This window comes from Bradyrhizobium cosmicum, from assembly GCF_032290525.1.
Lineage (GTDB): Bacteria > Pseudomonadota > Alphaproteobacteria > Rhizobiales > Xanthobacteraceae > Bradyrhizobium > Bradyrhizobium cosmicum_A.
Genome location: NZ_JASXTA010000014.1, coordinates 90674 through 106325, shown reverse-complemented (window position 1 = coordinate 106325; position 15652 = coordinate 90674). Strand labels below are relative to the sequence as shown.

The window sequence follows — 15652 nt, the reverse complement described above, 5'->3', positions numbered from 1 at the left end:
ATGCGCTATTATTTCGACATTCAGGATGACTTTCTTGCCGTTTCTGATGGCGAGGGAACCGAATATGCCAGCCTCGAGGCAGCGAGGAAGGAGGCCATCGTCACGGTGACCTCGGTAGCCAGGGACGTGTTCACTTCAAGAGGATCGCAGGTGACTGTGACCGTAAGAAGCGAGGACGGGCCATTATTTGAAATCACCGTAACGCTCGGCCGGAAAGAGTTTGGTCGAAGCCACCGGTGAAAAACGGAGGCCAGGTCGCTGCCGAACGAACATCAACGATGGCGCGCGCAGGGCACAACGACATGGGTGCGCCGGGGGCACCTTTCCCTGGACCAGAGAGCGAGAAGGCGATCAGGCCTCGATGGTCAGCTGCCGTTCGAAGTTCGCCGCCGTATCGGCGAAGCGGAGTCTCCTGAGGAGCTCTTCCTTCTCTTTCTCATCGGTCGCCGCATCTGCCTGTTTACGAACCTTCTCGGAAAATTCAGCGATTCGCTCTTGGAGAGAGGTCGTCTGCTTGAAGCGTCGTCGTTTCATCGCAGTTGTTCTCATGCTTACTACCACCGCAAAGCTACAACCCGATATTCTGGACGGCACCTACATAGGTTAATGCGTCAGCTATCGAGACTCTGCGGCGATGGCCTGAAGAGCTTATTCACAAAGGTTAAGCTACGGACGATCGACACAGGTCGGTCTATCCAAATGCTTGCAGCTGACTAGTGAGTCCGGGTTTCGACGTCGAAGGAAAACCTGACCTGCATCACCGGCCCGGCCTCGTCCCGGACTTCGATCGCCATGCGACGCCCGCCCCCAAGCAGAGGAGCGCCATGCACGGCGTCGCGGGCCATGTCGGCCAGGGATATCGCGGCCTCCGCTTGCACGGCACCAACGTTGGGCAATTCCAGTCCTTCTTCATCGATGGCGAGGTCGTCGCCGTCGCGCAGATCGAAATAGAAGCGCGGCATCACCGGGCATCTCCTCGCTCATCCGGTGAGCATAAGCGATGCCGGGGCATTCGTTCCTATGTCCGGTGCGAATATCGGACGCCCTGAAGGTACCAGCGCCAATTCTGAGGAGCGACGACGCTCGACAGCCGACCCCACGTCCTCCATTGGCAGGCCGGCTCAAGGCGCCCGGTCGAGTTCACAGGAACCTCTTATCAGCGCTTTCGTTGGCGCCCCATGCGAGACGACCTGACCTACAGAACGCCGCCGCCCGAAGGAATGAGCCCTGTTCTGGAGCGGAATATTCAGGCGCTTGTCGAGCGGCGCCGGCGCCAGCAGGAACAGGCAACGGCCGAGCAGAGGCTCGCCGATGCCATCACCGCCTTTGCGGGAAGCATGACGTTCGTCTATCTGCACCTGGCGGCATTCGGGTTCTGGATCGTGGCCAACCTCCGGTGGATTCCCGGGTTGACGGCATGGGATCCAAGTTTCGTGGTGCTTGCCATGGTCGCGTCCGTCGAAGCGATCTTCCTGTCGACGTTCGTGCTGATTTCTCAGAATCGAATGGCGCGCGAGGCCGACAAGAGAGCAGATCTCGATCTACAGATCAGCCTGTTGGCCGAGCACGAACTCACAAAGGTCGCGGACGTGCTCAATCAAATCGCCCACCACCTTCAAATCGAACCCAAGTCGCAGGCAGATCTCGACGAGGCGGCGCGCAGCATCGCTCCAGAGCGCGTGTTGGACAAGATCGAGGAAACGAGCAGACGTGGAAGCGGCGCAGCAACTTCGATGGCGCCCTGATACTACCGCCACATTGTCGGGGCATCCGAGAGTGCCTTTCGGGCGACGGCCTTCAGGCTTTCGACCGAGGCTTCGCCGCGGTTGGCGGATTCGAAGAGCTTCGAGGCCACATGGGCTCTGGTAGCATGGGCTCTGGTAGCGGCTTCGTTGCCGGAGATGGCTCCGCAAACCTCGTCGAGGATCGTCCGCAACAAGGCGGCCGTTTGGGCATCGAACATGGTGCACTCCCCCTATCGTCCGGCCGATTATGCACGAAACGGCAAGTTCCGGATTCGCACCCGGCCGAAAGCGGCGCCGGCTGCTCGAGCTGCTGCGAGGAACGGCCGCTATATCTGTCCGTTGCCATCGTTCAGTTGCGAAGATCGCAAAATCAGAAGGATGAGCCCACATGAGCAAGTCGACAGACGGCATCGCCGGAATCACGAAAGAGCTCGTTGGAGAAATCCTGGGCGATGGCCGCCTTGCCGCGGAAGGCGCCCACCAGAGAAACCAGCGAGCAGACCAAACGACGACTTCACCACCCGATCAGGGCATCACGCGAGCCGGACGCGGCGAGGAACAGCCGAAAGACAAGGAGCGCGCCCAATCTGCAAAGACACCGCCAGGTCACATGCCGCCCCAACCTATTCAGGAGGATGGTGAGGACGGCAAGAGGTGATGGGCAAGTTCTTTCTGGCGATCTTAGCTGGCAACGCAGCAACGACGGTCGGCGATACATGATGTTTGCCGTCTGACAGCATCCAACGAATAGATACACCGCGCGACTCGGCAGCGGCGAACTTGCCGGCTGCGGACCTGAGCGGGAGGTGACGCCTCAACGCGTGCCATTCCCCAACCCTTCCACCAGGTTGCTCAAGGCCGCATCCAACGGGGCCGATCCGACCTTCTCGGACACCAAGAGGCCATCGATCGCAAGCATGGTCATGCCGTGGATGAGCCCCCATCCGGCTGCGGCCTGACCTTCTATCGGCCGCTTGCGAATGCTCCCCGCGGCTTGGCCGCGCCGGAGGATTTCCAGGAGAACCTCGAATACCGCCAGCGCCCGCTCATTGAGATGTAGTCCCACCGCTTTCCCCTCCTCTGCGCTATACATCAGGCGGTAGAGAGCCGGGTTGTCCGTTCCGAACGCGACGTACGCACGAGCTATTGCCGTAATTTCGTCGCGCAGAGATTTGGGCGCCTTGGGCTTTGCGGCCGATAGCTGCTCCCGCAGCCGGTCGAAGCCAATCATGGCAAGTTCTGCAAGCAGCGCGGCTTTGTCGGGGAAGTGTTTGTAGGGTGCGCCGTGGCTTACGCCAGCCCGGCGAGCGACTTCCCGCAGCGTGAACTGCCAGCCCTTCTCCTCCCGAAGCATATCCAATGCCGTCTCGATCACCGCCCGACGGAGATCACCGTGATGATAGGGCCGGTTGGGTGCGTCCTGCATGGTACCTCAAAGTTTCTTATGTATACATTGTTGACAGTGACTACTTACGCGCCTATGTCAGGGGCGCAAGTTTCTCCTGTCTACATCGGAGTGAACCATGAACGCCACTGCAAAAGTCGTCGAGGCTGATCGGCTTGGCCATCTTCTCGCCCGCCAGCGTGCTGCCTTCCTGCGCGACGGAGCGCCTTCGCTGGCACAGCGACGCGCTGATCTGGCGAAGTTCAGGGCCACGATCATCGGGCACCGCAAAGCGATCGAGGATGCCATCAACGCCGATTTCGGGCATCGCTCGAAGTATGAGACGGCAATCATGGAGGTTGGCGGCGTCGCCGAAGGTATCAAATATCTGATCCGCAATCTTCGCAAATTCATGGCGCCGACCCGCCGCCACGTCGCGTTGCACATGCGGATGGGCAGCGCCCGCATCGAATACCAGCCGCTTGGCGTCGTCGGCGTCATGTCGCCGTGGAACTACCCGGTCAATCTGTCACTGATGCCGGTTGTCACGGCGATGGCCGCCGGAAACCGGGTCATGCTGAAGCCCTCAGAGTTCACGCCCGTCACCAATTCACTCCTCGCGCGGATGCTCGGCGAAGTTTTCCCCGAGGATCAGTTCGCGATGGTGACCGGTGATGCGGCAGCAGGGGCGGCGTTCTCAGCCTTGCCGTTCGACCACCTGGTCTTTACCGGCAGTACTTCGGTGGGGCGCGCCGTGATGAAAGCAGCCAGCGACAATCTCGTTCCGGTTACCCTTGAACTCGGGGGTAAGTCACCAAGCATCGTTGCCAAGGGCTATGGCCTCGACCAAGCGGCGGCCTCCATCGCTTTCGGCAAGCTGCTCAACGCGGGCCAGACCTGCATCGCTCCCGATTACGCACTCGTCCACGAAAGCGACGTCGACTCGTTCGTGGCAGCGTATGACCGGAAAGTGGCGTCCTTCTATGCGGACGGGCCAACGAGCGAACATTATACGTCCATCATCAACGAGCGGCACCACGCCCGCCTTCAGGGCCTGATCGAGGACGCCAGTGCCAAGGGAGCGCGGATCATCGAGGTCGGCAACCGGCCCGGCGATGCATTCCGACGTCCCAATACCCTTGCGCCAGCCGTGGTACTTGGCGTCACAGACACGATGCGCGTCGCTCAAGAGGAGATCTTCGGCCCGGTGCTGCCGATCTTTCCCTACCGCGACATCGTCGATGCGATTGCCTATGTGAACGCCCGGCCCCGCCCGCTCGCGCTGTACTATTTCGGTGCCGACGATGACGACCGACGCAGCGTGCTGAGCCGAACAATCTCAGGCAACGTCACCATCAACGGGACGATCATGCATATCGCCCAGGATGACTTGCCTTTCGGCGGCGTCGGTCCCAGCGGCATGGGCGCTTACCATGGCGTCGAGGGCTTCCGTACCTTCAGTCATGCCAAGGGGATCTATGAGCAGGGGCGTTGGAATCTCGCCAGCCTGCTCCACGCCCGTTCAGACAGCCGATCGATGCCATCCTCAACATGATGCTTCGGTGATCTGAATTCCGCTTCCCAATGCAACCCGAGGAGTATCAGCCTATGACCGCCGAGACATTGTTGCCACTGCGCGGCTCCTGCGACTGCGGCGCTTGCTCGTTCGAGCTGCATACGTCGCCGAAAGCCAGGTTCCGGTGCCACTGTCTGATCTGTCAGGCGTTCAACGGCAAACCGTTCGCGGATGTGGTCGCCGTTCGCGCCAAGCAAGTCGTGCTGAAGGACGCCGGCAACATCGTATTTCGGAAATACCGACCGCCGCCGAACTTCAATCGCGGGGCCTGCCGGACTTGCGGCAAGCCCGTTGTGGAGGTTGCGGGCGTTTGGCCGTTCAAGGTGATGTTCATCCCGGTCAGCACTTTCGAGCCCGAGGCCCGGCTGCCGCCGGTTCGGATGGATATATTCCATCACCGTCGTGTGCTGGACATGCCCGGCAGCTTACCCAGATACAGCGGGTATTTCCCGAGCTTGTTGGCGGTCGGGAAACTGATCATGAGCGGCCTGTGAATGGCGAGTCGACCTTCCGGCAAAGCGTAAACCGAAGATATCGATAGCGAGGAGACTCGTCCTTCAAGCTCGCGACGGCGTCGCAGGACGTAAAGGCGTATTGGTGCGGACCCTGACGTAGGGCTGACGCTTCCGTAGCGAGCCCCGTTCAGTCAGCCCATATTTATTTTGCAACTTGTTGCAAATGGCAAATTCCTGCGCTATCTTATTTTGCAACTGGTTGCGTAAAATCGCTACGGGTTTTTGGCTATCCCGAATTATCGCGCCTCTCGAATCCGGCTTCGCCGCGCCGAAACCCAGTTCTCACGTCAAACCGCAAATCGGCGAGGACTGCATCATGTTCAGAGACGGGCTTCTCACAGGGCGCAATATCCTGGTGACCGGCGGTGGCACCGGGCTTGGCAAGGCCATGGCAGCGAAATTTCTCAGCCTCGGCGCAGACATTCACATTTGCGGACGCCGCCAAGGCGTTTGCGAGGAGACCGCCGCCGAGTTGATGACACTTCATGGCGGCAAAGTGACCGCCCACAGCGTGGACATCCGCGACGCCGCGGCCGTCGAGGCCATGGTCGAATCCGCATTCAAGGACCGTCCCCTCACCGATCTCATCAACAACGCGGCCGGCAATTTCATTTCCCGCACGCAGGATGTCTCCCCGCGCGGGTTCGATGCCATCGCCAACATCGTGATGCACGGCACGTTCTACGTGACCCACGCCGTCGGCAAACGTTGGATCGCCAACGGACATCGCGGCAACGTCGTCTCCATTACCGTGACGTGGGTACGCAATGGCGGTCCGTACGTGGTGCCGTCGACCATGAGCAAATCCGCCATTCACGCCATGACCATGTCGTTGGCGACGGAATGGGGTCGGTACGGCATCCGCCTCAACACCATCGCGCCAGGAGAAATCCCGACCGAAGGCATGAGCAAGCGTATCAAGCCCGGCGACGAGGCCGGTGCGAGAACCGTCGCTGCGAATCCGATGGGCCGCCTTGGGGAAATGAGCGAGCTGCAAAATCTCGCGACGTTTCTGATCTCCGGCGGCTGCGACTGGATCAACGGCGAGACCATCGTGATGGACGGTGCCCAGGCGCTGGCGATGGGCGGTAACTTCTACGACGTGCGCGACTGGACGGATTCGGATTGGGCCGCAGCGCGCGGAGCCATCATGGCTCAGAACGAGAAGGACAAGGCGAAGCGTGGCGATCGGTCGAGTTGAACGCCGAGCGCGCCATCAAGCAGCGAACACGGCTGGCCGCATCCCCCTGAGCACGCGACCTGGAATTCCAAGGCGAGGAAATCACCATGACTGAACTCCCAAACCTTCATCCGGCCGCCGCAGCATCTCTGGAGAAGTGGCACGCCATGATCGCAGGCAAAGATCTTGGCGACCTCCCCTCGATCACGCATCCGGAAGTCGTCTTCCACATGCCGACCGCAATCAATCCCTACCATGGCATCGAACCTCTGGTTCTCACCATGAGCAACGCGGTTCAGATCTTCGAGGAATTCAGCTACCATCGTCAGGCCGCCACCGCCGATGGCAGGAATGTCGTTCTCGAATTCAGCGCCAAGGTTGGCGGCAAGATGGCCAAGGGAGTCGATTTCATTCGTTTTGACGGCGCCGGCAAGATCGTCGAGCTTGAAGTCATGATGCGGCCGCTCAGCGGCGCGCAGGCGCTTGCAACGGAAATGGCAAAGCGCATCTCCGGCGCACTCCCTGCTGAAAGCGAGGTGAAATGAGATGCGCGTTCATTTGGTCCATGCTCACCCTGAGCCGAACTCTTTTGTGAGCGCGATGCGCGATGTCGTCATCGACGAACTGAAGGCCGCAAGTGCGGTTATCACTATTTGCGATCTTTACCGCGACGATTTCAACCCTGTTCTCTCTGGAAATGATTTCATTTCACGAAGCCGACCCGATTACCTCGTATACACGCTCGAACAACGCCACGGCTACACGAACGCAACGCTGGCTTCCGATGTCGCCCGCGAAGCGGAAAATGTGCTGGCGGCGGACCTCATCGTCTTCACCTTCCCGATATTCTGGTTCAGCGTTCCGGCAATTCTCAAAGGCTGGATCGACCGCGTCTTGCTGTGCGGCCCGATGCATAGCGGCAACCGCGGATTCTACGATTTGGGCGGTCTCAGCGGCAGGAGAACATTTACGGCAATGGCTCTCGGTGGGCGCCGAAATATGTTCGGACCAGACTCCCTCCACGGAGAGCTCGAGACCGGGATGATGCGTCATTTCTTTCAGGGGACGCTGGGCTACGTCGGACTAACCGTACACAAGCCATTTGTCGCCTATCATGTTCCGTATATTACCGACCACGAGAGGCAGGAGCAGTTGCAGGATCTGCGGATCCATCTGCGTGACCTCGACCGCCAACCCACGCTCAAGTTTCCCGAGCTTGGAAATTTCGGCGATGTGCTTACACCAAAGCGCGACCGTGCTCGTTAGCAGCAAGTCCGGCCGATCGAGGCTCAGGATACTTTCAGGATCGAAATTGCCTGCTCGCAAACGGCGATACGCTGGGTCTCGAAGTCGATTCCGGCCATGAGCACAAGACGACGAAGCTTTTCATCCCGCGTCATCTTCTTGCGCGAGAAATCCCTGGCCTCGATTTCACGATAGACCTTGAGCTTGTCGCGGTGTTGTCCGGCAAGTCGCTCCAGCTCTTCGATCATGCGGGTGGGACCGATGACGGCTTCGGCCCGAAGCCGAACCATCAACTCATCGCGAATCGGAGACGGGGCCTGCCTCTCCGCAAGCCAGCGTCGCAGTTCCTTGAGTCCGGCGGGCAGCACAAGATAAGCCTTCTTGCCGCCTCGCGCGCCATCGACGAGAGAGCCTTGAACGAAGCCGGCGGCTTCGAGACGGGCAAGCTCCCGGTAAATCTGCTGATGAGTCGCCTGCCAAAAATGGCCGATGGAACGGTCGAAGCGTTCGGCCAGTTCGGATCCGGAACAGGGCCGTTCAATCAATGCGGTCAACAATGCGTGGGGCAAGGACATCGACGACAGAGTCTCAACATGGTTGTCGAGCTTGTCGCATCAGCGATGGACGAATTCAATGGCGAAGTGACCGCACTTCTCTGCAGTGATTGACCACCGCGCAGATCGATAGCTGGCCGATTGTTGACCAAGGCAGGCGACGAAAGCGGCGGGCGACTGCCGCTCTCGCCCTTAAGCGTTGTTCGTCAAGCAACAGCGCGCGCGGTCGCATTCGCGACAGCGCCGTCAAGGAATCCGGTCAACCGCTGCCGGATGATCTGCTCGGCTTCCGTCATGATGCGGTCGATCAGCTCCTTCACCGTCGGGATATCGTGGATCAGCCCGACCACCATGCCGCAACTCCAGGCGCCGGCGTCCATCTCGCCGTCGACCATCACCTTGGGATAGACGCCGGCCACCTGCTCGTGGATGTCCTCGATCTTGAGGCTCGCCCCCTTCTCGCGCTCGACTTCGAGCAGCTGATCGACACCCTTGTTCTTCAGCACGCGCTCGGTGTTTCGCAGCGCACGCATCACCAGCACGGTCTCGAGCTCGGTGGCGTGGACCAGGGCCTGCTTTACGTTGGCATGGACGGGAGCTTCCTTGGTTGCGATGAAGCGGGTGCCCATGTTCATGCCGGCAGCGCCCATCGCCAGCGCGGCGACGAGGCTGCGCGCGTCCGCCATGCCACCCGAGGCCACGAATGGAATCTTCAGCTCGTCCGCCGCGCGCGGCAGCAGGATCATGTTCGGGATGTCGTCCTCGCCGGGATGGCCGCCGCATTCGAAGCCATCGACGCTGACGGCGTCGCACCCGATCCTCTCGGCCTTCAGCGAATGCCGCACCGAGGTGCATTTGTGGATTACCTTGATGCCGGCCGCCTTCAGCGCGGGCATGTACGCTTCCGGGCTGCGGCCGGCGGTCTCCACCGCCTTGACGCCGCCTTCCCTGATGGCGGCGATATATTCCGGATAGGGCGGCGCGGTGAAGCTCGGCAGGAAGGTCAGGTTGACACCGAACGGCTTGTCGGTCATGTCGCGGCAACGCGCGATTTCCTTCGCCAGCAGCTCCGGCGTCCGCTGGGTCAGGCCGGTGATGATGCCGAGACCGCCGGCGTTCGATACCGCGGCGGCAAGCTCGGCAAAGCCGACATAATGCATGCCGCCCTGGATGATCGGATGCTGGATTCCGAACAGTTCAGTGATTGCTGTCTTCACGTGCGCTTCTCCGCTTTCCGATCAGTTGACGATTTCGAACAGGCCCGCCGCGCCCATGCCGCCGCCGATGCACATGGTCACCACGCCGTACTTTGCCTTGCGCCGCCGCCCCTCGATCAGGATGTGCCCCGCAAGCCGGCTGCCTGTCATGCCATAGGGATGGCCGATCGCGATCGAGCCGCCGTTGACGTTGAGTTTGTCCGGATCGATGCCGAGCTTGTCGCGGCAGTAGATCACCTGGACGGCATAGGCTTCATTCAGCTCCCACAGATCGATGTCATCGATCTTCAGGTCGTGCCGCTTGAGAAGGCGCGGGATCGCCGCGACCGGGCCGATGCCCATTTCGTCCGGCTCCACACCGGCGGCGACGAAGCCGCGGAAGATGCCGAGCGGCTTCAGGCCTTTCTTGGCGGCGATCTTGTCGCTCATGATCACGCAGGCCGATGCGCCGTCGGAGAGCTGGCTGGCATTGCCGGCCGTGATGGTCTTGCCCTCGAACACCGGCTTGATCTTCGCCAGTCCTTCCGCCGTGGTCTCGGGGCGCGGACCTTCATCCTTCGACAGCGTCACCTGCTGATAGGTGACCTCCTTCGTGTCCTTGTTGACGAGCGCCATCCTGGTCGTGATCGGGACGATCTCGTCATTGAAGCGTCCGGCCTGCATCGCGGCACCGATGCGGCGCTGGCATTCCAGGCTGTATTCGTCCTGCCGGTCGCGGCCGATCTTGTAACGCTCGGCGACGATTTCCGCGGTGTCGAGCATCGACATGTACATCTCCGGCTTCATCGCCATCAGCTCGTCGTCGACCGCATGGAATCTGTTCATGTGCTCGTTCTGCACCAGGCTGATCGATTCGATGCCGCCTCCGATTGCGACCTCGACGCCATCCAGAATGATCGAGCGTGCCGCGACCGCGATCGCCTGCAGGCCCGATGCGCACTGCCGATCGATCGTGGTGCCGGCGACGGTGACCGGCAGGCCGGCACGAATCGCCGCCTTGCGCGCCACGTTCATCACCATGGTGCCCTGCTGCATCGCGCAGCCCATAACCACGTCCTCGACCTCGCCCGGATCGATGCCCGCGCGCCTCACCGCTTCAGCCATCACATGGCCGGCCATGGTCGGGCCCTCGGTGTTGTTCAGCGCACCGCGATAGGCCTTGCCGACGCCGGTGCGGGCCGTGGAAACGATAACTGCCTCTGTCGTCATGCTTGCCTCTTTTGCTACGCAGCCGCGTCGAGCTGCACATAGCGCAGCAAGTGGTGAGCGGGATCGCCGAACTGGATATTGATGGAGGAGATTCGCTTGAAGTAATGGCCGACATTCAATTCGTCGGTCATGCCCATGCCGCCGTGCAGCTGCACCGCCTGGTCGGCGATGAACTTGCCGGCATAGCCGACCTTCGACTTGGCGCCGGAGGCCAGGCGCGAGATGCCGCTCTCGCCAGCGCCGAGGCTGAGATTGAGATGCTGCATCAGGGAAAGCGCCTCCTGATGGGCGATGAACATGTCGACCATCCGGTGCTGCAGCACCTGGAAGTTGCCGATGGTGACGCCGAACTGCTTTCGAGCCTTGGAGTATTCCAGCGTCGCGGAGTTCAATTCGGCCATCGCGCCGACCGCCTCGGCGCAGAGCGCGCCGATGGCCCTGTCACGGCAAGCTTCCAGCAGGGCGACGCCTTCACCCTCGCTGCCGAGCAACTCGCCGCGAACGTCGCGGAAGGTGATTTCCGCAGCGCGGCGGCCGTCGATGGTCTTGAAGCTCCGCAGGTCGAGATTGGCCGCCCGTGCGTCGACGACGAACAGGCTGACGCCGGCGCGATCGTCGCGCCCGCCGTGGGTGCGGGCAGAAACCATCAGATGGTCCGCCCATGGCGCCGCGATAACGGCAGTTTTTTCACCACTGAGCGTGTAGTCCTTGCCCTCGCGCCGCGCCGCGGTCGCGACATTGGCGAGGTCGAAGCGCGAGCCTTTTTCGGTCCAGGCCAGCGCCCAGATCTTCTGTCCGGCGATGATATCGGGAATGAAAGCCTGTTTCTGCTCTTTGGTCCCCGCCTGCTCGATCAAGCCGCCGGCCAGCACGACCGTTTCGACGTACGGCTCCACGACAAGGTGACGCCCGAACTCCTGGGCAACGATCATGGTGGACAGCGGGCCGCCACCGAGTCCGCCGCTCTCCTCGGAGAACGGCGCGGCGAGCAGGCCGAGCTCCGCAAAAGCGCCCCATTGCCTGCGGCTCCAGCCTTCTTCGCTGGCCACGATCTTGCGGCGCGCCTCGAAACTGTACTGGTCTCGTAGCATGCGCTGTACGCTGGAGCGCAACAGTTCCTGCTCTTCCGTGAACTGGATATCCATCCGATCCTCTTGTTGCGCTGTTGCTAGAGACCGAGCACCGCTTTGGCGATGATGTTGCGCTGGATTTCGTTCGATCCGCCGTAGATGCTGAGCTTGCGCGCGTTCAGGTACTTTTCCGACGCGGTGTGGCCGTAATCGGGACCTGGCATGAACTGGTTCGCGCTCAACGTTTGCTCGCGAAGCGCCAGTCCGTAACTGCCGATGGCGCGATGCGTCAGCTCGGTAATTCCCTGGAAGATCTCGGTGCCTCGGATCTTGAACAGCGAGGCCGCGGGCCCCGGATCGATGCCGCGCGCCATCTGGGCAATGACGCGCAACTCGGTGGCCTCGAGCGCAAGCACATCGAGCTCGATCCGGCCGATCTCCTTGCAAAATTCAAGATGCGCCGGATCGTCCTCAGGAATCTCCGCTTTCACGATCTTCTTCAACCGGTCGATGTAGCGCGTCGACCGGCCGATCCCGGCCATGCTGGTGCGCTCGTTGCCGAGCAGGAATTTTGCGTAGGTCCAGCCCTTGTTCTCCTCGCCGATGAGGTTCTCGACGGGGACGCGGACGTCTTCGAGGAAGACGTCATTGACCTCGTGCGAACCGTCGATCGTGATGATCGGACGCACCGTGACGCCGGGCGATTTCATGTCGATCAGGAGGAACGAGATGCCGGCCTGAGGCTTGGCCGAAGCATCCGTCCGCACCAGACAGAAGATCCAGTCGGCGTGCTGCGCCAACGTCGTCCAGGTCTTGTGGCCGTTGACGATGTAGTGGTCGCCGTCGCGCACCGCCTTGGTCCGGACCGTGGCAAGGTCCGAACCCGAGCCCGGCTCGGAATAACCTTGGCACCACCAGTCTTCTCCCGAAAGGATCCGCGGCAAGAACTTCTTTTTTTGCGCGTCGTTGCCGAACGTGTAGATGACCGGACCAACCATGGTGACGCTGAACGCCAACGGCGGCAGCGTCCCGGCCCGGCTGGTTTCCTGCTCGAAGATGAAACGCCGGGTGATCGACCAGCCGGGGCCGCCATATTCCTTGGGCCAGAGCGGCGCGATCCAGCCCTTCTTGTAGAGAATGCGGTGCCAGAGCAACGACTGCTCTTTGGTCAGGTCGGTCTCCGGATTGGGGACGCGCATTTGCTTCGGATAGTTTTCGGCGATGAAAGCGCGCACCTCATCACGGAAGGCCGCGTCTTCTGGAGATAGTGCGAGTTCCATCGGGCGCGTCCTACCACTTCTCACCGAAGGGCCGGATTTCCATCTCGAAGGTCCAGGCACTCTTCGGCTGCTGATAGAGCTGCCAATAGGACGTCGCGACCGAGGCCGGCGGCATCAGCAGATCTGGATCGTCGAGCGCATTGGGCCCGAGCGCTTCCAGGCGCCGCTGGCGGACCCACTCGGTGTCGACGCCGGAATCGATAATGAGGTGGGCGACGTGGATATTCTTCGGGCCGAGCTCGCGCGCCATCGCCTGCGCCACAGCGCGCAGTCCGAATTTGGCGCTGGCAAAGGCGGCATAGCCGCTGCCGCCGCGCAAGGAAGCAGTCGCGCCGGTGAAGAAAATGTTGCCTTGGCCGCGCGGCAGCATCAGCCGGGCCGCCTCGCGCCCGGCAAGGAAGCCGGAGTAGCAGGCCATCTCCCAGACCTTGCGGAACACGCGCTCGGTCGTGTCGAGAATCGGGAAGTTGACGTTGGCGCCGATGTTGAAGATGCAAACATCCAGCGGCGCGTGCTTGTCGGCGTCATTCAGGAAGGAGACGATCTCCTCCTCCTTGCGCGCGTCGAGTGAGCGTGCCTGGATCTCGCCGTCGGCGGCCTCGATCTCCTTGACCAGCGGCGCCAGCTTGTCGCCGTTGCGGCGGCCGGCGAAGACGGTAAAGCCCTCGGAGGCAAACTTCTTGGCGATCTCGCCGCCGATGAAATCGCCCGCGCCGATCACGGCGACGGTTGCATTTCTTTTTTTCAAGGCTCTTCTCCCGGTTAGGTTAGGCTCGCTGTGTGCGAAGCTGTTCTGTCGGTCCTGGAAGTGGACCGCAATTTCGGCCGACAATGATGCGCTGGCCCGCTCTCGCCGCGCCAGCGCGCTGACCGAAATTACGATGGTCGGAGGCGCAGTCCTCGGCCGGCGCGGCTCGATCGGGGACTTTGGTAGGTTGGCGGCGAGTAGATTGATCGATGCCGCTCGGTAATCCGATAGCGGTCTCATCAAGACCGAGCGTTTGCGACAGTTTCGCCACGACCAACCGCCTCCCGACTGCAGAACATCGACGCCCTTCTAGCGTTGCGCCTCGCCGCGAAACATGCGTTCTTTTTTAGAACCCGTCAATCGCTATTTCATCGTCCCGTCTGGATCGGAAATGGCAAGCTCACTGCCATATTGATAGATGCTCGAGGACTCGGTTTACAACGCGGCTTTCAGCCGCTACCGATAGCGTACCAAATAAGAACTTACAGGGAGGCGAGTATGGGAGAAAGTCGCGGAGTCGCGATGCTGGTCGGCGCGGGCGATGCCATCGGCGCTGCCGTTGCGCGGCGGTTTGCCAGCGGAGGCTACACTGTTTGCGTCTGCAGGCGCGATGCGGCCAAATCCCAAGCGCTTGTCGACGAGCTCAGGGCGAAAGGCCACAGCATTCACGCCTTCAGCGTCGATGCTCGCCAGGAAGCGGAGATCCAGAAACTGTTCGCGGACGTCGAGCGCGACATAGGGCCGATCGAGATCTGCCTGTTCAATGCCGGATCGAACGTCAACAAGCCCCTGCTGGACACCACCGGGAAGCTGTTCTTCAAGGCCTGGGAGCTGGCCTGCTACGCCGGCTTCCTGGTCGGGCGCGAAGCCACGCGCGTCATGCTGCCGCGCGGGCGCGGCACCATCTTTTTCACCGGCGCGACCGCAAGCATCCGCGGCAGCAAGGGGTTTGCCGCGTTCTCATCGGCAAAATTCGGCCTCCGCGCGCTGGCCCAGGCCATGGCGCGCGAGCTCGGACCCAAGAACATTCACGTCGTCCATCTCATCATCGACGCCGGCGTCGATAGCGAAGCCATTCATCAGCGCATGAAGGCGGCCAGAGGGATCGACGCCAGCGAGATCCCTCCCGACAGCCTGACCAAGACCTCCTCGATTGCCGAAGCGTATTGGTTCGCCCATCAGCAAAGCCGCGACGGCTGGACCCATGAACTCGATCTTCGCCCCGCTGTAGAGAAGTGGTGACATGAGCGACAATCCAGATCTCACTCTGTGGGGCGTCGGGACAAGCCGCACCATTCGACCACACTGGGCGATGCACGAGCTGGGCCTGGCCTACAAGACCAAGCCGATCGGCCCGCGGACCGGTGAGACCAAGACCGCCGAATATACCAGGCTCAATCCGCGCCAGAAGATCCCGCTGCTGCAGGACGGCGACTTCCGCATCGGCGAAAGTGCGGCGATCGTCGCCTATGTGTCGCGCATGTACTCCACGCCGGAGCGTGCGTTGATTCCGGAATCCACCCGCGACTATGCCGCGTGGCTGGAATGGTGCTTCTTTATCGTCACCGAGCTCGACTCCACCAGCCTGTACGTGATGCGCCGTCACCGCGCCGATGCGCTCGGCCCGATTTACGGCGTCGCGCCGGAGGTCGTAGCTCAAGCCGCGGAATACTTTCGGGCGCAGTTGCGCCATGTCGAAGTCGCGCTGGCAGACGGCCGGCATTTCCTCATGGGCGAGCGCTTCAGCAGCGCCGATATCCTGCTGACGACGTGCCTGGAATGGGCGGTCGCATACGGTGTCGGCATTTGCGACAATGCCCAGCCCTATCTCGAGCGTATGCGAAGCCGGGAGGCTTACCAGCGCGCGGTTGCGGCGAATGTTCCGGCAGCACCGATTACACCGGTGCCTAGCGAGGCTTGAGAGCCGAT

Annotated in this window: 20 protein-coding genes; 10 read left to right on the top strand and 10 right to left on the bottom strand. The window is 61.5% G+C overall.

Annotated features, from left to right (window positions below):
* Entirely contained in the window at nt 1–240 is a 240-nt protein-coding gene (locus tag QSV46_RS24300; protein WP_314957635.1) for a DUF6894 family protein, read from the top strand.
* A 111-nt stretch (nt 241–351) separates the two neighbouring features.
* Here the strand turns inward: QSV46_RS24300 and QSV46_RS24295 are convergent, their stop codons facing one another.
* Together QSV46_RS24295 and QSV46_RS24290 are read right to left on the bottom strand one after the other, a co-directional pair.
* Nucleotides 352–534 carry a hypothetical protein gene (locus tag QSV46_RS24295; RefSeq protein WP_314957633.1) on the bottom strand — a complete coding sequence of 61 codons (183 nt, stop codon included), beginning with the start codon at nt 532–534 and terminating at the stop codon, nt 352–354.
* A gap of 179 nt (nt 535–713) precedes the next feature.
* Entirely contained in the window at nt 714–962 is a 249-nt protein-coding gene (locus tag QSV46_RS24290) for a DUF6894 family protein (protein WP_314957631.1), read from the bottom strand.
* A gap of 216 nt (nt 963–1178) precedes the next feature.
* On the opposite strand from QSV46_RS24290, the gene QSV46_RS24285 reads away from it, so the two are divergent.
* Nucleotides 1179–1745: a DUF1003 domain-containing protein gene (locus QSV46_RS24285; protein WP_314957629.1), complete on the top strand. Its 567-nt coding sequence runs from the start codon at nt 1179–1181 to the stop codon at nt 1743–1745.
* Between the two features lie 2 nt (nt 1746–1747).
* On the opposite strand, the gene QSV46_RS24280 is transcribed toward QSV46_RS24285, so the two are convergent.
* Nucleotides 1748–1963, bottom strand: coding sequence for a hypothetical protein (locus tag QSV46_RS24280; protein ID WP_314957627.1), 216 nt, complete (start codon nt 1961–1963; stop codon nt 1748–1750).
* 170 nt (nt 1964–2133) lie between these two features.
* Here QSV46_RS24280 and QSV46_RS24275 point away from each other — a divergent pair, with 170 nt between their 5' ends.
* On the top strand, nt 2134–2403 hold the full coding sequence (locus QSV46_RS24275) for a hypothetical protein (protein WP_314957626.1): 270 nt from the start codon (nt 2134–2136) through the stop codon (nt 2401–2403).
* 156 nt (nt 2404–2559) lie between these two features.
* On the opposite strand, the gene QSV46_RS24270 is transcribed toward QSV46_RS24275, so the two are convergent.
* Nucleotides 2560–3171 (bottom strand): TetR/AcrR family transcriptional regulator, encoded by a 612-nt coding sequence (locus tag QSV46_RS24270; protein ID WP_314957624.1) that lies wholly within the window; start codon nt 3169–3171, stop codon nt 2560–2562.
* A gap of 97 nt (nt 3172–3268) precedes the next feature.
* Between QSV46_RS24270 and QSV46_RS24265 the strand changes: the two genes are divergently transcribed.
* The 5 genes from QSV46_RS24265 (at nt 3269) to QSV46_RS24245 (ending at nt 7666) form a co-directional block, all read left to right on the top strand.
* Nucleotides 3269–4684, top strand: coding sequence for a coniferyl aldehyde dehydrogenase (locus QSV46_RS24265; protein WP_314957622.1), 1416 nt, complete (start codon nt 3269–3271; stop codon nt 4682–4684).
* Between the two features lie 53 nt (nt 4685–4737).
* Nucleotides 4738–5199 carry a GFA family protein gene (locus QSV46_RS24260; protein WP_314957619.1) on the top strand — a complete coding sequence of 154 codons (462 nt, stop codon included), beginning with the start codon at nt 4738–4740 and terminating at the stop codon, nt 5197–5199.
* A 337-nt stretch (nt 5200–5536) separates the two neighbouring features.
* Nucleotides 5537–6421 carry an SDR family oxidoreductase gene (locus QSV46_RS24255; protein ID WP_314957833.1) on the top strand — a complete coding sequence of 295 codons (885 nt, stop codon included), beginning with the start codon at nt 5537–5539 and terminating at the stop codon, nt 6419–6421.
* Between the two features lie 86 nt (nt 6422–6507).
* Nucleotides 6508–6945 carry a nuclear transport factor 2 family protein gene (locus QSV46_RS24250; protein ID WP_314957616.1) on the top strand — a complete coding sequence of 146 codons (438 nt, stop codon included), beginning with the start codon at nt 6508–6510 and terminating at the stop codon, nt 6943–6945.
* A 1-nt stretch (nt 6946) separates the two neighbouring features.
* On the top strand, nt 6947–7666 hold the full coding sequence (locus QSV46_RS24245) for an NAD(P)H-dependent oxidoreductase (protein ID WP_314957614.1): 720 nt from the start codon (nt 6947–6949) through the stop codon (nt 7664–7666).
* Nucleotides 7667–7689: 23 nt separating this feature from the next.
* Here the strand turns inward: QSV46_RS24245 and QSV46_RS24240 are convergent, their stop codons facing one another.
* The 6 genes from QSV46_RS24240 to QSV46_RS24215 form a co-directional block, all read right to left on the bottom strand.
* A complete protein-coding gene (locus QSV46_RS24240) occupies nt 7690–8220 on the bottom strand; it encodes a PadR family transcriptional regulator (RefSeq protein ID WP_314957612.1) in 531 nt (176 codons plus the stop codon).
* A gap of 185 nt (nt 8221–8405) precedes the next feature.
* Nucleotides 8406–9416: a nitronate monooxygenase family protein gene (locus QSV46_RS24235; RefSeq protein ID WP_314957610.1), complete on the bottom strand. Its 1011-nt coding sequence runs from the start codon at nt 9414–9416 to the stop codon at nt 8406–8408.
* Between the two features lie 21 nt (nt 9417–9437).
* The gene (locus tag QSV46_RS24230; RefSeq protein ID WP_314957607.1) at nt 9438–10625 is read right to left on the bottom strand and encodes an acetyl-CoA C-acyltransferase; all 1188 of its coding nucleotides are present in this window, start codon (nt 10623–10625) and stop codon (nt 9438–9440) included.
* A gap of 14 nt (nt 10626–10639) precedes the next feature.
* Entirely contained in the window at nt 10640–11770 is a 1131-nt protein-coding gene (locus QSV46_RS24225; protein WP_314957604.1) for an acyl-CoA dehydrogenase family protein, read from the bottom strand.
* A gap of 23 nt (nt 11771–11793) precedes the next feature.
* Nucleotides 11794–12975 carry an acyl-CoA dehydrogenase family protein gene (locus tag QSV46_RS24220; protein ID WP_314957601.1) on the bottom strand — a complete coding sequence of 394 codons (1182 nt, stop codon included), beginning with the start codon at nt 12973–12975 and terminating at the stop codon, nt 11794–11796.
* 10 nt (nt 12976–12985) lie between these two features.
* Entirely contained in the window at nt 12986–13723 is a 738-nt protein-coding gene (locus tag QSV46_RS24215) for an SDR family oxidoreductase (RefSeq protein ID WP_314957600.1), read from the bottom strand.
* A 498-nt stretch (nt 13724–14221) separates the two neighbouring features.
* On the opposite strand from QSV46_RS24215, the gene QSV46_RS24210 reads away from it, so the two are divergent.
* Both QSV46_RS24210 and QSV46_RS24205 read left to right on the top strand, forming a co-directional pair.
* Nucleotides 14222–14965 (top strand): SDR family NAD(P)-dependent oxidoreductase, encoded by a 744-nt coding sequence (locus QSV46_RS24210; RefSeq protein WP_314957832.1) that lies wholly within the window; start codon nt 14222–14224, stop codon nt 14963–14965.
* 1 nt (nt 14966) lies between these two features.
* Nucleotides 14967–15644, top strand: coding sequence for a glutathione S-transferase family protein (locus QSV46_RS24205; protein ID WP_314957598.1), 678 nt, complete (start codon nt 14967–14969; stop codon nt 15642–15644).
* Nucleotides 15645–15652 lie beyond the last annotated feature (8 nt).

Bases quoted from the DNA above. Each gene is read 5' to 3' on its own strand.
- QSV46_RS24300 (WP_314957635.1), top strand. From the start codon at position 1: ATGCGCTATTATTTCGACATTCAGGATGACTTTCTTGCCGTTTCTGAT.
- QSV46_RS24295 (WP_314957633.1), bottom strand. From the start codon at position 534: ATGAAACGACGACGCTTCAAGCAGACGACCTCTCTCCAAGAGCGAATC.
- QSV46_RS24290 (WP_314957631.1), bottom strand. From the start codon at position 962: ATGCCGCGCTTCTATTTCGATCTGCGCGACGGCGACGACCTCGCCATC.
- QSV46_RS24285 (WP_314957629.1), top strand. From the start codon at position 1,179: ATGCGAGACGACCTGACCTACAGAACGCCGCCGCCCGAAGGAATGAGC.
- QSV46_RS24280 (WP_314957627.1), bottom strand. From the start codon at position 1,963: ATGTTCGATGCCCAAACGGCCGCCTTGTTGCGGACGATCCTCGACGAG.
- QSV46_RS24275 (WP_314957626.1), top strand. From the start codon at position 2,134: ATGAGCAAGTCGACAGACGGCATCGCCGGAATCACGAAAGAGCTCGTT.
- QSV46_RS24270 (WP_314957624.1), bottom strand. From the start codon at position 3,171: ATGCAGGACGCACCCAACCGGCCCTATCATCACGGTGATCTCCGTCGG.
- QSV46_RS24265 (WP_314957622.1), top strand. From the start codon at position 3,269: ATGAACGCCACTGCAAAAGTCGTCGAGGCTGATCGGCTTGGCCATCTT.
- QSV46_RS24260 (WP_314957619.1), top strand. From the start codon at position 4,738: ATGACCGCCGAGACATTGTTGCCACTGCGCGGCTCCTGCGACTGCGGC.
- QSV46_RS24255 (WP_314957833.1), top strand. From the start codon at position 5,537: ATGTTCAGAGACGGGCTTCTCACAGGGCGCAATATCCTGGTGACCGGC.
- QSV46_RS24250 (WP_314957616.1), top strand. From the start codon at position 6,508: ATGACTGAACTCCCAAACCTTCATCCGGCCGCCGCAGCATCTCTGGAG.
- QSV46_RS24245 (WP_314957614.1), top strand. From the start codon at position 6,947: ATGCGCGTTCATTTGGTCCATGCTCACCCTGAGCCGAACTCTTTTGTG.
- QSV46_RS24240 (WP_314957612.1), bottom strand. From the start codon at position 8,220: ATGTCCTTGCCCCACGCATTGTTGACCGCATTGATTGAACGGCCCTGT.
- QSV46_RS24230 (WP_314957607.1), bottom strand. From the start codon at position 10,625: ATGACGACAGAGGCAGTTATCGTTTCCACGGCCCGCACCGGCGTCGGC.
- QSV46_RS24225 (WP_314957604.1), bottom strand. From the start codon at position 11,770: ATGGATATCCAGTTCACGGAAGAGCAGGAACTGTTGCGCTCCAGCGTA.
- QSV46_RS24220 (WP_314957601.1), bottom strand. From the start codon at position 12,975: ATGGAACTCGCACTATCTCCAGAAGACGCGGCCTTCCGTGATGAGGTG.
- QSV46_RS24210 (WP_314957832.1), top strand. From the start codon at position 14,222: ATGGGAGAAAGTCGCGGAGTCGCGATGCTGGTCGGCGCGGGCGATGCC.
- QSV46_RS24205 (WP_314957598.1), top strand. From the start codon at position 14,967: ATGAGCGACAATCCAGATCTCACTCTGTGGGGCGTCGGGACAAGCCGC.